Origin of the sequence: Leptospira chreensis (assembly GCF_016919165.1) — a bacterium.
Classification (GTDB): domain Bacteria; phylum Spirochaetota; class Leptospiria; order Leptospirales; family Leptospiraceae; genus Leptospira_A; species Leptospira_A chreensis.
On the sequence record NZ_JAFFPS010000023.1, the window covers coordinates 1 to 13,007 of the forward strand.

A 13,007-nucleotide genomic window follows, 5' to 3' on the forward strand; every position below is an offset into this window, starting at 1 on the left:
TTACTTGGTCAGAAAGAAGCATCAAAAGGGATTGTCCAACTAGAAATGGAGGTCAACGAAATCAGTCGCGCCTCCAAAGATCTAGAAGAACATATAGAAATGATCAAAGACGAAGCCAATAAATTGGCATCGATGAGCCAGAATTAGTTCTTAATTCTGGCCTTTCATTTTCATCTCCTAAAAACTTTTTTAGGACTCTTTTAGAAAACTTAGAATTTCTTCTTTAACACTTTCTGTTCGCAAAATCATTTTGTGACCGAGTCCTTTGGTTTTTACTAACTTGGAATTTTTCCAAGCTTTGGAAACCGCAAGACCCATCGAAAAAGGAATCTCCACATCATCTTCATCATGGATGACAAGGAGTGAGTTATTAAACTTGGGGCCTGCTGCCCCTAAATCCAAACTGCTTAAAGGTTGTTTGACCTTTCGCTCTAGAATTGAACGCATAGACTCTTGTTCTTCTACCGTCAATTGATAGTATTGACTAAAACTTTTTCTTAGAATTTCTAATCGTAATGGCGGCGCAATATAAACTAATTTTTTTGCAGTTACACCTAATTCTTGTGCTACGGTCGCCACCGCACCCCCGAAGGAATGTGTGATGATAAAATCGGGATTCCCAATCTCTAACACAAGTCTACGCACCATCTTTGCCGAAAGAACAATATTAGAATACCTTCCAGTAGAAAATCCATGTCCCGGCAAATCGATTCCGAATACATTGTAACCTGCCTCCAAAAGAGCAGGGACTATCCTTGCAAAGTTTCCAGTATTTCCATTCCAACCATGAACCAGAAGAACTGTTTCTCCTTCTCCTTTCCAATGAAAGTATTGGATGCGGTGTTCGTTCTCTTGGAATTCCTTTTGTTCTGCTAGTGCCAACACATCCATTTCTTTTCTAGATGGTTTCTGTTTCTGGGTTGATAGAAAATACTGAGCCGCCACATAACCAAAAAACATTGGTTTTCTTCTGGCAAAGGCCCATTTTTCTTCCATTGGAATAGGATAGGTTCGATTTAAAGAACGAACGATCGTGCTATTAGTTTCCATTACTAAATCCTTTTTTTAAGTTAGTCCCAACTGTCTTCATATTGATTTCGTTTGATTAATTCGTTAAAACTTTGTTTGGCTTTTTTTTCGGCATTTTTATCTTCCAAAAGTCTGTTATAAAAATGAAAAGATAAGATGAGGCCCCAAATTTCTTGGACCATCTTATCTACATTGATACTGGAATCTAATTCTAAAGTGTCTTTCGCATCTTGTACAAATTGTTTTAATGTCTTTTGCCAACTGATTTGCGTTTTTTTCAAATGATCTCTGACAATACCCGGCCTGTCATCGAATTCGGAACTGGAAGATAAAAACAAACAACCACCAGGCAAACTATCTGTATGCGCCCAGGTTAACCACATCTGAAATGCAGTTTTTAGTCTGGCTAATCCTGGTTTGGTTTTGAGGGCTGGATACACCACATTTCTTCGAAAGAGTTCACTGCCCACTCGGAGCACTTCGATTTGAAGGTTTTCTTTGGAGGCAAATTTAGCAAAGAGTCCACTTTTGGACATCCCCAATTCATCGGCTAAACTTCCAATGGTGAGACCTTGTAAACCTTGGACACTGGCCACCTGGACTGCCTTGTCCAAAATCATGGATTTTGTTTCCTCACCTTTGCCCATAAATAAAAGTACGATCGTTCGTTTAATTTTGTAAAGTACTTTTTTAGAGGTTTTGCCGTATCATCTGAGATTTTTGAATTATTTTTTGACTTGAGTTTGGTGAAATTTTGTTACAATCGTGGCCTATGCAACAGTTTACGCTTAACAAATATTTCGCTAAAAAAAGTTTTTTGAAAATCTTTGGGGGAGAAATACGTATCTTTGATGAAACTAAAAGTAACCTTTTGTTTTTCGTAAAACAGAAAGCCTTCAAATTAAAAGAAGATATTACGGTTTATGCCGATGAAACCAAAACAAAAGAACTCTTAAAAATAAAAGCACGTAGTGTGATCGATTTTTCTGCAATTTACGATGTGGTAGATATTTCGACAAACCAACCGATGGGAGCACTCCGCAGAAAAGGTTTTAAATCTATATTAAAAGACTCTTGGGAAATATTGGACACAAAGGATCAAGTGATTGGTTCTATTGATGAAGACAGCGTGTTTAAGGCAATCCTGCGACGATTTTTAACCAATTTAATACCCCAAACTTTTTTCATTTCACTAAATAACAAACAGGTGGGATTACTAAAACAAACCTTTAATCCATTTGTTCCACAATTCAATATTGATTTCTCCTTAGATACGGCAAATGCATTGGATAGGAAGTTAGGAATCGCCATTGTGATTCTATTACAAATCATTGAAGGAAGACAAAGTTAAAGTAAAAGACTCTATCTGATTTTGTGATTGGATTTTCTTCGCGTTAAGGATGCGAAGGGCTTGGTCACCTGCCATCGTTAGATGGTGGGGGACGGGAGCGTTAGCGCACCCCGGAGGAGCCTGACCCTGATTTAGCAGAATGACTACTGTTAGTAGAGATGGGGAACGCACTGGAGACTTAGAAAGATAGGCATACATTCGTCATGACTGCAGACCACTTACCGCTCGAACGAGGTCAGTACTCCTACTCTTTGGCTGAAATACGTCACAATATTTACCAATTTGGGTAAGATATAAATATAAATCGGACAATATATCCGTTATATTGGAAATAATTTCTTTAAATTGGATGGGTTTCCAGCAGTTTCTGCCTAGGTGATAATTTGTTTCCTGACATTTTGTTGCCAAAGGAAATCGAATGAACCTACTCAACCATCGAATTTACACCTATTATTTGTTAGTTGTCGCAATCTTTTTGTTATTGGGAAGTCGTTTAGAAGCCATCGATGGTCTTACCAGGAATGCTTTTAATGCACGTTACGAAGGACTTGCCGGAACGAATACAGCCCTTGGTGGATCGGCTATTGATGTAGCCCTGAACCCAGCAAACCTTTCTTTAAAGAAAGGCAAACTTTTGGAATTTGGAGCCACGAATTCAACGATCTACACAAGATACCAAGATCGTTTTTTGGATGCCAACCCACAGTATGTTTATTCCAACGATAAAAAATCAGCCATCAATGCACCGGCTCCTTACATCGCCTTTAAAACGCAAGTCACAGAGAATTTACATTATGGAATTGCATTTTATGTATCAGGAGGAGCCAAAGGTGGGGTGGAGAAAATCACTCGGAATACTCCCACCGGACAGACATTAAATGATTGGGGTGGTTTGAACTTACCGGCAGGGATCGGAGACAATCCACAAATCAAAGAATCCAATTCCAATGAGTTTGCCATTGCAAGACTCGTGAATGGAATCTCGTATGATTTTGGAAAACTTTCTGTCGGTATCAGCATTGAAGGTTTGTATGGTTATCAACGGTTGAATCAAAAGTATTATGAACTAACGGGAACTGTAGAAGTTCCGGGTACTGGCTCTTATTATGAAAGTAGTAAAAAGTCTTTTGCCTTAGGAGGAATTTTCGGACTTAACTATAAGGTAAATGATTGGTTACGAATTGCCTATTCTTACCAAGCCCATGCTGCTCTTCCCATGAACGGACATTATACGGTAGGGATCAACAATCCCGCTTATTATCGAACTACTGGCGTTTCCTATTTTTTCAATATGCCAGAAAAACATTCCTTAGGTTTTGCTTTCGGCGCGGACAATTTCAAAGTTGGATTGGATTTTGTTTATACAAATTATGGATCTTACTTAAGAAAAGTGACCCAGAAACTCGAAGACCCATGGCTTGCCACTCCGATTGGAAACGTACAAGCAGGGGATGCCCAATTGAATTTTAGAGACCAGTTTGCGGCCCTCATTGGACTCGAACATAAGGTAACGGAAAGTTGGATTTATCGATTGGGATATAGTTACAATACACTTCCCATCAAAAGTAATGGGCTCGGTGGATCGACCGGAGGATTCTTTTCCTTACACCATGTGGTGGCGGCTGGTTTTAGTTATCTCTTTGATAAATGGAGTATTGATTTTGGGATTAGTTATAATGGTCCGAGAAACAAAATCACTGGAGCCAAAGGTACAGACTGGGATTTATCTCACTACATTCGCACAGGCCCGACATCTTTTAATGGTTTAGGGTATAGTTACAATGCAGAATCTTCATTCGTGAATGTTACGTTAGGTGCTACAAGATCCTTTGAATGAAGGGAGTTAATGAAATTTTATAAAATGAAAACGAATCCATTCTAAAGGATTCGTTCTAACTAACTCGTTTGTAGAATGTCTCCGTTGCTTTGGCATCCTCTCCTTCGGGAGAGATATTATAAGCAGTGATGGAAAATTCTTTGTCGCTAATGAATTGAATTTCTGTTCGCCAACCCCAGAGTTTTTCACCATACTCTGGGTTGCCATAGGAACCAGTCACAGAAAATCCATTCGCCAAGGCATCACCACTGGACAACATGATTTGTGTTCCCATATGAAAACTATCAATCCAAGAACTTGTAAATTTTTGGTAAGGGATATCAAAACCGAGAATCATCTTTCCGACGAAGGGTTTTCCTTCCAAACTACTTTGATAATCAATAGAAATAAATCTACCATCCAACAAACTAGTGATGGTAGCTTCTGCATCGGATTCGTCTGCTAGAACATCCTTTTCAAACCAAGTTTTGGTTTTTCCTCTCCAATAACCAATTAAGTTTTGTAATTGGTTGTGGGCACCATTGGCAAGAGATTGTTCGAATTTGTTTGTTGTCATCGTTATCGCTCGCTCACCATTGAATTCAGTTAACCGGGACTTAGTCTTTTCCTTTAGGAGATAATTCTGGTTTGATATCTCCTTCGGCCATTCGTAAATCACGAACATTTTTTTGGACGGCAACGGCGGCAAATAAACTCAAAACAAAAGAGATTCCAAAAAAACCTTTTTCGCTCAACGCGAGAGTTGCATTCCAGAGTCCGATCAAAAGAAGTGATAAGGTTAGTATAACAGAAAACCAACACAATCCAATATAAATGCCTGTGACAAATAGGCCTTCCAATTGGTCTCTTACAGTTTTTTGCAAAGAAACGGCAGAAAATAATCCATACATTAGAATGGTAATGTAGAATCCTTTTTCGTTTAACATCATATCGGCGTTCCAGATTCCAACAATGAAAGTAAACATACCAATGAGTAGAGAGAGCCAGGAGGCACCAATAAAGGCAGGGGAGGGTTTTTGTGCTTGAGAAACCATTCCTGTTGGTATAAGGATGTTTCTAGATTTGGTCAAGAATTTACTGATACTTGGATCTGATTATTTGTTATCAGATCCAAGTTTTGGTTTCGTGTAGGACTTGTTTAAAAAGTCTTAAAGCAAATGCCCACCCGATACTTCAATGTCCTGAGCTGTCACCCATCCAAAATCATCAGAGAGTAAATTCACAATCACTTTGCCAATATCTTCTGGTAAACCAATCCGTTTGAAAGCAGTTTGTTCGGCCAACGGTTTGATAAATTCTGGATATTTATCAAATACTCCATCGCCAAAATTGCTATGTGTTGGTCCTGGTGATACAGCGTTAACTCTGATTTTGCGAGGTGCTAGTTCATTTGCCAGATATCGCGTCCAGGTTGACAATGCTGCCTTAAGAGATCCATAAATGGAATAGCCAACAAATGCTTTGCTACTAGATGAACTAGAAGTATTCACAATGGCACCATTGTTTTCCATAAAACCAATAAGTTTCTGTGATAGGAAAATTGGTCCTTTGTAATTGGTGTTGAGGATTTGTTCAAAGTATTCTTCAGTTAATTCAGTGAAGAGCATTGGCCCACCGATTCCACCATTATTCACTAAGTAATCAAAACTCTTACGATTCCAAATTTCCGAAAGTTTGTTTTTTACTTCTTCTACAAACATCTCAAAGGTTTCTTTCTTTGTGAGATCTAACTTAAGAGCGACGGCCAGTACACCTGGATTTTTTTCAATTTCGCTGACGACTCCTTCTGCGCGTTCTTTGTATGAATTGTAAGTGAGTATTACGCCTACACCTCGTTTGCCGAGCTCCATTGCCGTTGCTTTGCCGATACCATTACTTCCACCAGTGATGATTGCAATTTTCATAAAATTTCTCCTATTCCTTGGTCTTACTTAAGTAAGAACCGTTGGATATAAAGATAACGGAAACTTTGTTTTCAAACAAGGTTGGATCATACCTATTGATTGCCTAAAACTGCCAAAGGAATATTTTTAGTTAAAAAATTATTAAAAAAAATTGATTTTTTGGTTCAATAAAAGCCTAAAAATCCCATATTTGTGTTATGCTTAACCTGTGAAAACAATCCTAGAAGAAATGGTTTCTCTTTGTGCAAAGGCCACTACAGAGCCAACAAAGACGGAATTACCGAGAGTGCTTATCATCAAAGGGGAAGTGCCCAAACACCAATTGGCTGCCATTTATGAACCGATGATTGGTCTTGTTCTACAAGGAAGTAAAACTATATCCATTGGAACTCAAGTAGTTCATCTTAAAGCTGGGTCTTACTTTGTCATTCCTACAGAGATGCCTGCTACGGGTTTCGTAAAACAAGGTTCCAACGGCCGTCCATATCTTTCTCTTGGAATTCAATTGGATCAGAAGGTTTTATTAGATTTACTTAAGGATAGTCCAACTAATAGTTCTAATGTTAGAATTGGTTCTAGCGAATTTTCTGCCTGTCCTGCCACACCTGGTTTTTTGGAAGCCTGTCTCCGAATGCTCCGACTTCTAAAATCCCCAGAACATATTCCGGCACTGGCACCGGCTTATGAAAGGGAAATCTTGTATCATATACTCATTGGGCCTGAAGGTTGGCGGCTTAGACAACTATTTCAAACACATGATAAAGAATCGAGTATACACCAAGCAATTCAATGGGTGCGTCAAAATTTTATAGATTCATTTGAAATCGAACAATTAGCAAATCGTGCTTGTATGGGTATTACAACTTTTCACCGACAATTCAAATCAATCACGGGCCTAAGTCCGATTCAATTCCAAAAGCAGTTAAGATTATTGGAAGCGCGGAAACTTTTGGCATTCAGCGGTTATTCGGTTACTGATGCAGCTTTAGATGTTGGTTATGAAAGTACGTCGCAATTTAACAGGGAATACAGTCGATTCTTTGGTGCTTCACCAGCCAGAGATGCAAAAAAACTAAAAGAGTTGGTTATGTAAAAAATGAGAATGCCAATACAAAAATAATAAACTAAAATAGATCAAATTGTAATTCTCTTTAGAATATAGAATTGAAAGGATCAATTAGAATTTTATATTTTGTTTATGGAATCAAAAATTATAGAGATACAAAAGAAATTCATTGTTGGCATGAAAAAAGAAATGTCTTTTGTCGACAACCAAACAACCGTATTATGGAAATCCTTTGGTCCGAAGTTAAACCAAATTCCCAATCGTTTGAATTCAGATTTGATTTCGATGGCTTTGTATCCACCAACTTTTTTTTTGAATTTTAATCCTAATAATTATTTTACCAAATGGGCTGGTGTGGAAGTGGGAGAGGTTTCAAAAAAAGGAACCTTACCAGAGGGATTGGAAGAGATCGAAATTCCTTCCGGCCTTTATGTTGTTTTTCTATATAAAGGTTTGGCAAGTCAAGCAGGGCCGTTTTTTCAATCCATCTTTCAAGAGTGGTTGCCTAAGTCAGGATATCAATTGGATGATCGCCCTCATTTTGAAGTGATGGGTAGTGCTTATAAAAATGAAGACCCCAGTTCCGAAGAGCTGATCTATATTCCCATTCTGAAAAATTAATGATTAGCGTTCTTGTATGATTCCCGTTCTGTTAGGTTCTATGATTTTCACAATGTTTCTCGTTGTATTTTTAATCCTATTTTTTGCGAGTTGGATCATTTGTTTTTTTCCACAGAAAATCATTTGTCTTCCCCATGGAAAGTTGGGTCGTATTCACATTTTGTATACGGAAGGAGCTAGTTTTCTTTGTTTTTGTTTTTTACGTTCTTCTTGTGTAGAATATGAAAATAACAAATACTGGCAAGGAATCGCCATACACGAGTTTGTTCATCAACGCCAACAACGATTATTTTCTCCATTTGTTTTTGGAGTTCTTTATTTTGGGGAATGGATTTTTCGAAAATTGTATTATAAACAAAGTTGGGATGAAGCTTATCGAAATCTTCGTTGGGAAAAAGAAGCAGAAGTGGCTCGCCTTGAGTTTGAAGGTAATATTTCTTAAATCGGTTTTGAAATCATACGGAGTATTTTGTGAAGAATAAAGAAGAAAAAATCGATTGGAATGCAGTGATAGATTCTCTAGCCGATAGAAACGAAGCCTTTGTGGAAGATAAATTTGTCAAACCTTGGTTAAAAACTTTTTTTGGGTATGATGAGGATGCAATGACTCGTCAGGATTCACCCAAAGGTACAAGAAAACGAACCGATATACTTGCCTTAGGTGACAATCAAAAATTCAGTATGATTGTTGAAGTAAAACATCATGGAACCAAAGATTTTCCTGAATTCAATCCGGAAACCGGAATTGTTTCTGATTTTGAACAACTCACGGAATATTTACGTACCTTTTATGATAATGTAAATAAAAGTTATATTCCCATTGGTATTTTTACGGATGGAGAACGGATCTTGGTGGTTCGGAATTATTATGGAATGGTTTTTCCAATCATCTATATCAAAAACTTAAAGAGCGGGAAAGGTGTCGTTTATTGGTCTAATGAGATCGTAAAAACAATTAAAAAGAAACTAAACGAACCAGTGATTCTCACCACTTATAACAATAAGGGTGGTGTTGGTAAAACTACTGTGAGTTATATACTCGCTAATTATTTATCTAAAGTAAAAAAGAAATCGGTACTCGCTCTTGATTTTGATCCATTACAATCTGATTTTTCACGCCTCTTTCATCTGGATTCTGGGGAATTTTATGATGTGATCGATTGGTTGGAAGGAACGGTCGATAAAAAAGATAAAAAGAAAGCAATGAGTATGCGGGATGGAAATCTTGTATTGGCTTTAGCAAAAGCAAATGAAAGTTCCAATGAGGCGATGAAAAAGGGAAACCTCAATAAATATTCGAGTCTTTCTGGTAGTATCACAAAAATTAATAGTTCTGCAAAAACAATTTCCAAGTTAATGAAACAAGGAATTACCATTCCACAACCTGGATCCACGACTCCATTACACCGCAAGTTTGATATTGTGATCATTGATAGTCCGCCGGGATGGTGGTATTATTCTATGCTTGCGATTTCTTTAAGTGATGTAATCATTCCACCAATCAATTTTAATAATGGTTCTTCTGTCATCAATTTAGTCCGATTCACAAACCAATATTTCCCTGAGTTGTTCAAACATTTGAATCCAACGACTAAGGAAGAAAAAATAAATTTTCTGAATTTACGTTCTCCCATTTTTTCTCATATGGTGATTAATTTTTTTGATAAAAATGATAAGGAAGTAAAGGAGAAGGACTTAGATCAAGTCGTGGCAAAGTATCTTGAAAAAGAAATTAAAGATTCGTTTATTAGAAACTCATTGTTTCGAAATGAAAGAGCCGATGGAATTAGTGGTCGTACTTTCGATGCGATTCGTTTGCCTTTGAATCGTTCGATCAATCAGTTATCCTCATTGGCTCTGGAAGATAAAGATCGCAAAAGGGTGGAGAACGAAGTTCATAAACTAGGAGAGATCATTGTTTCTGATTTATTTCCGTTTATGAGAGGTTAGAGGAACTGAATCATTTCGATTTTTTTCTATCATCTGCCCTCTGTTTGCCTCTTGGCACCTAACGATTCCATTGACAATATTTCTGGATCCTTCCAATCTGTGCACAAAAGAGGAAAAAAAGCGTGAATTTGAAAAAAGGTTATTGGAATGAATCGAAAATTATCGCTCCTATTGTTGTTAGGTGTATTCTCTTTTAATTGTGTAGGATTCCTACTCCCGAACAAAGAACAAAAGGATTCTTCTTTTTTACAATCCTTCCTTGGATTATTTTGGGGAAACCCTAACCAAGTTCGGACAGTCTCCGCCGAAGTCGGCCCTGCGGGCGGTACTTTGCAAGCATCCGACGGTAGCTTCTCTTTCCAGATCCCTGCTGGAGCTTTGAGCGACACAAAAGTCATCACAATTTCCCGCGAAGTTTCGCCTAACGGATCGATTCCAGCGGAATTCGGTTCCGCCACTCCTGTTTTCAAATTTGAGCCCGAAGGCCTACATTTTTTCAAACCGGCTTCACTCACAGTTACTTATAACCAAGGTAATTCTGCGGAAGCGGGAATCGAAGAACGAAGCATCGGTATGTATTATATCAAAGATGATTCCACTTTGGAGAAAATGAAAAAGGTCTCGGTTGATTATTCGAGTAACACAATCCAGGTGGAAGTGGTTCACTTTTCTTTTGGTGCAGGACTCAATATCCAAATTTGGTTAGTATCTAGTGGGATCATGACCAACCCAACTTCTGTTTCGAATGTAGCCGATCGAGTGATTGATGAGTTAGCAAATTATGCTGATTACGGTTATGCGAGTGTGAGCGAATACTACCAGGCCAATGCGGGAGTACTTGGACCTCTTCTCAATCAATTGGTAAGTATTTTAGGAACCGATCCAATCACAGCCGCTTTTCCCAATGCTGACTTTGACGGAGACGGAGCACCTAACTTTGAAGATCCGATGGTCCCTTCTCTCGGCCCAGTCATTACCGTAAGTTCGATTAGTTTTCCTTATATTAGTGTGAATAGTGGATCCAATAATTCCACTGACTTCACTTGGCGCTCTTCCAGAACAGGAACCTATACAATTCGAAAAAATGCATCTGATTGTAATAGTGGAAGTATTGTTTTTTCTGGAAACGTAACTGCGAATGTGAATCAAACTTCCGCATCCATTTCTGCTTCTTCCATAAATTTGGGAACCAATGCCCTGCGGATTTGTGTGACCAGTGCAGGAGTGACAGGATTTGGAGTGGCAACAATCACTCGGGATGATACTGCGCCTGGTGTGACTGTATTGCCATCCGGTGGAAGTTATGGAACCATTCAGTCTGTGGCTTTGAATTGTTCTGACACAGGAGGAGCAGGATGTGCCAATGTGATTTATACTTCGAATGGATCCACACCTTCCTTTGGTTCCAATTGTGCGATCACCAATGGAACATTATATTCTAGTTCTTTCGCAACACCTAACCAAACAACTACCACATATAAAATCAAAAGTTGTGATCATGCCGGAAATCAATCGATTGTATTGAGTGAAACTTATACGGTAGATACCATCATTCCGACCGTTACAATCAACAGTGTACTTCCTTCCACCTATCTAAAGTCAGGCCAAACGGCAACCATCAGTTGGAAATCTGATAAGGCTGGTAATTACGAAGTAAAATTGGGAAGCTCTTGTGCTACGGGAACAGTACTGACTGGAACTAATGTTTCTGGTGCCACGTCGGCCAATGTGAGTATCACTTCGGAAATTCCTGTTGCGTCGTTTGGATCTGAAGGAACCAAAACTGTTTTTGTTTGTGTTTCGAATATGGTAGGAACAAAAGGTGGGACATCGATTGGTTTGACTGTGGATCTTTCGAACCCAACAATCTCTGCTTCTATAAATAGTGGAATTTATTCCACACCACAAACTCTTACGATTACATGTACGGACTTACATTCAGGCTGCCATGAAATTATTTATACAAATAATGGAACGTCCCCTTCCTTCGATGCCTCTGGTTCTATTGTAAATGGTCAGTTGTATACTGGTTCCATCATTACACCGAATAACCTAGTATTAGAGTATCGATTTCTTGCAAGAGATCATGCGGGCAATGTATCGAGTGAACTGATTCGTAACTATACGATTGGTCAATTGATTCCTAAGTTTACATCGTTTGAGATTCCTGAATATGGTGCTAAAGGTGTGATTGATGAAGTAAACAAAACGATTCATATAGCAGTGTATAAAGCCATTGCACCCGACTCTACTGCTACATTTACTACAGAAAACGCCGTATCTATAATTCATCCAGGCCATTCGCCGATACCTTTTGTTAGTGGTGATCCAATCCATTTGGGACAAAATGAAAATGAATTAGTTAAGGAGTTAATTTTAACAAGTCCTACGGGAACTACCGTAAATTATAAAATTTATACCTTCCCGATTACTGTTGGTCGGTATGAATATATTTTAGGATCGTCACCCACTTCGGAGTTATATATAAAAGCTTTATTCAGTAGCAATCCTCAGGTGAATATTGTTACTTCCCAAGGATCTGCTCCAACAACTTGTGCTCGGCTTGACCAATATACATTGAATTGCACTTTTACTCCGATTAGTAGTTCGAATGGATATTTTATGGATGTGGTAGTCACAAATGATGCTCCATACCATAACTTCACTTTGGTGAAAGCTGCAAAGATGACAGTTACAAAAAATGGAGCTGGCGAAGCCAATGGAGAGATCCCATATTGTCTCATCCAACATCCGCTTTCCATCACTCAGCCAGTACCAGGTGAAACCGAGATGATCTATGCAAGGGTGTATTATCCAGGATTAACCAGTCGGACAGTCGAGAATCCTGCTGTCACAGGCCAAATAGGAATTGGACCAATCGGAACGGACCCTCGAACGAGTTTGCAATGGACTTATTCTTCCGCTCAATATAATATTTCGGAATTCAATGATAATCCGAATAATGCTGAGTATATGGCGAAAGTGAGGACTTATCGGGGAACAGCATCCTATTCCTATGTAGCACGCTTTTCGGTCAATGGAGGATTGAATTACACCTATTGTGATACTGATGGGAGTGGATCTGATTTTTTACTTAGCGGCGATTCCTATCCAAATTTGGAATATTCTGTAAATAAATTGGGTGTGATCAACGTAACTAATCCAAATCCTCCATTCTAAATTAATGATTTTAATAGAATCTTAAATCTAGAAAAGAATCCCAAATCCTGCGATAAAGATACACAGGGT

Annotated in this window: 12 protein-coding genes; 7 read left to right on the plus strand and 5 right to left on the minus strand. The window is 38.5% G+C overall.

The genetic code is table 11. The features are described from left to right. Window positions 1-189: 189 nt before the first annotated feature. Together JWG41_RS06670 and JWG41_RS06675 are read right to left on the minus strand one after the other, a co-directional pair. Entirely contained in the window at window positions 190-1,050 is an 861-nt protein-coding gene (locus JWG41_RS06670; protein ID WP_205269158.1) for an alpha/beta hydrolase, read from the minus strand. Between the two features lie 20 nt (window positions 1,051-1,070). Beyond that, on the minus strand, window positions 1,071-1,676 hold the full coding sequence (locus tag JWG41_RS06675; protein WP_205269159.1) for a TetR/AcrR family transcriptional regulator: 606 nt from the start codon (window positions 1,674-1,676) through the stop codon (window positions 1,071-1,073). A 125-nt stretch (window positions 1,677-1,801) separates the two neighbouring features. Here JWG41_RS06675 and JWG41_RS06680 point away from each other — a divergent pair, with 125 nt between their 5' ends. Then, window positions 1,802-2,380 (plus strand): LURP-one-related family protein, encoded by a 579-nt coding sequence (locus tag JWG41_RS06680; protein WP_205269268.1) that lies wholly within the window; start codon window positions 1,802-1,804, stop codon window positions 2,378-2,380. Window positions 2,381-2,798: 418 nt separating this feature from the next. Continuing rightward, window positions 2,799-4,217, plus strand: coding sequence for an OmpP1/FadL family transporter (locus JWG41_RS06685; protein WP_205269160.1), 1,419 nt, complete (start codon window positions 2,799-2,801; stop codon window positions 4,215-4,217). 55 nt (window positions 4,218-4,272) lie between these two features. On the opposite strand, the gene JWG41_RS06690 is transcribed toward JWG41_RS06685, so the two are convergent. The 3 genes from JWG41_RS06690 to JWG41_RS06700 all read right to left on the minus strand — a co-directional run bounded on the left by JWG41_RS06690 (window position 4,273) and on the right by JWG41_RS06700 (window position 6,121). Continuing rightward, window positions 4,273-4,773, minus strand: a complete 501-nt coding sequence (locus JWG41_RS06690) for a DUF1579 domain-containing protein (RefSeq protein ID WP_205269161.1) — start codon at window positions 4,771-4,773, stop codon at window positions 4,273-4,275. Between the two features lie 40 nt (window positions 4,774-4,813). Then, entirely contained in the window at window positions 4,814-5,251 is a 438-nt protein-coding gene (gene yiaA / locus JWG41_RS06695) for an inner membrane protein YiaA (RefSeq protein WP_205269162.1), read from the minus strand. A gap of 114 nt (window positions 5,252-5,365) precedes the next feature. Continuing rightward, a complete protein-coding gene (locus JWG41_RS06700; protein WP_205269163.1) occupies window positions 5,366-6,121 on the minus strand; it encodes an SDR family NAD(P)-dependent oxidoreductase in 756 nt (251 codons plus the stop codon). 229 nt (window positions 6,122-6,350) lie between these two features. Here JWG41_RS06700 and JWG41_RS06705 point away from each other — a divergent pair, with 229 nt between their 5' ends. The 5 genes from JWG41_RS06705 (at window position 6,351) to JWG41_RS06725 (ending at window position 12,938) form a co-directional block, all read left to right on the plus strand. Further along, the gene (locus tag JWG41_RS06705; protein ID WP_205269269.1) at window positions 6,351-7,214 is read left to right on the plus strand and encodes an AraC family transcriptional regulator; all 864 of its coding nucleotides are present in this window, start codon (window positions 6,351-6,353) and stop codon (window positions 7,212-7,214) included. A 105-nt stretch (window positions 7,215-7,319) separates the two neighbouring features. Beyond that, on the plus strand, window positions 7,320-7,808 hold the full coding sequence (locus tag JWG41_RS06710; protein WP_205269164.1) for a GyrI-like domain-containing protein: 489 nt from the start codon (window positions 7,320-7,322) through the stop codon (window positions 7,806-7,808). 16 nt (window positions 7,809-7,824) lie between these two features. Continuing rightward, window positions 7,825-8,250 (plus strand): hypothetical protein, encoded by a 426-nt coding sequence (locus JWG41_RS06715; protein WP_232373800.1) that lies wholly within the window; start codon window positions 7,825-7,827, stop codon window positions 8,248-8,250. A 29-nt stretch (window positions 8,251-8,279) separates the two neighbouring features. After that, on the plus strand, window positions 8,280-9,758 hold the full coding sequence (locus JWG41_RS06720) for a ParA family protein (protein WP_205269165.1): 1,479 nt from the start codon (window positions 8,280-8,282) through the stop codon (window positions 9,756-9,758). Between the two features lie 147 nt (window positions 9,759-9,905). Then, complete coding sequence (locus JWG41_RS06725; protein ID WP_205269166.1) at window positions 9,906-12,938, plus strand: chitobiase/beta-hexosaminidase C-terminal domain-containing protein; 3,033 nt, start codon at window positions 9,906-9,908, stop codon at window positions 12,936-12,938. Window positions 12,939-13,007: the final 69 nt, after the last annotated feature.

Bases quoted from the DNA above. Each gene is read 5' to 3' on its own strand.
- JWG41_RS06675 (WP_205269159.1), bottom strand. From the start codon at position 1,676: ATGGGCAAAGGTGAGGAAACAAAATCCATGATTTTGGACAAGGCAGTC.
- JWG41_RS06685 (WP_205269160.1), top strand. From the start codon at position 2,799: ATGAACCTACTCAACCATCGAATTTACACCTATTATTTGTTAGTTGTC.
- yiaA (WP_205269162.1), bottom strand. From the start codon at position 5,251: ATGGTTTCTCAAGCACAAAAACCCTCCCCTGCCTTTATTGGTGCCTCC.
- JWG41_RS06700 (WP_205269163.1), bottom strand. From the start codon at position 6,121: ATGAAAATTGCAATCATCACTGGTGGAAGTAATGGTATCGGCAAAGCA.
- JWG41_RS06715 (WP_232373800.1), top strand. From the start codon at position 7,825: ATGATTCCCGTTCTGTTAGGTTCTATGATTTTCACAATGTTTCTCGTT.
- JWG41_RS06705 (WP_205269269.1), top strand. From the start codon at position 6,351: ATGGTTTCTCTTTGTGCAAAGGCCACTACAGAGCCAACAAAGACGGAA.
- JWG41_RS06670 (WP_205269158.1), bottom strand. From the start codon at position 1,050: ATGGAAACTAATAGCACGATCGTTCGTTCTTTAAATCGAACCTATCCT.
- JWG41_RS06725 (WP_205269166.1), top strand. From the start codon at position 9,906: ATGAATCGAAAATTATCGCTCCTATTGTTGTTAGGTGTATTCTCTTTT.
- JWG41_RS06690 (WP_205269161.1), bottom strand. From the start codon at position 4,773: ATGACAACAAACAAATTCGAACAATCTCTTGCCAATGGTGCCCACAAC.
- JWG41_RS06680 (WP_205269268.1), top strand. From the start codon at position 1,802: ATGCAACAGTTTACGCTTAACAAATATTTCGCTAAAAAAAGTTTTTTG.
- JWG41_RS06710 (WP_205269164.1), top strand. From the start codon at position 7,320: ATGGAATCAAAAATTATAGAGATACAAAAGAAATTCATTGTTGGCATG.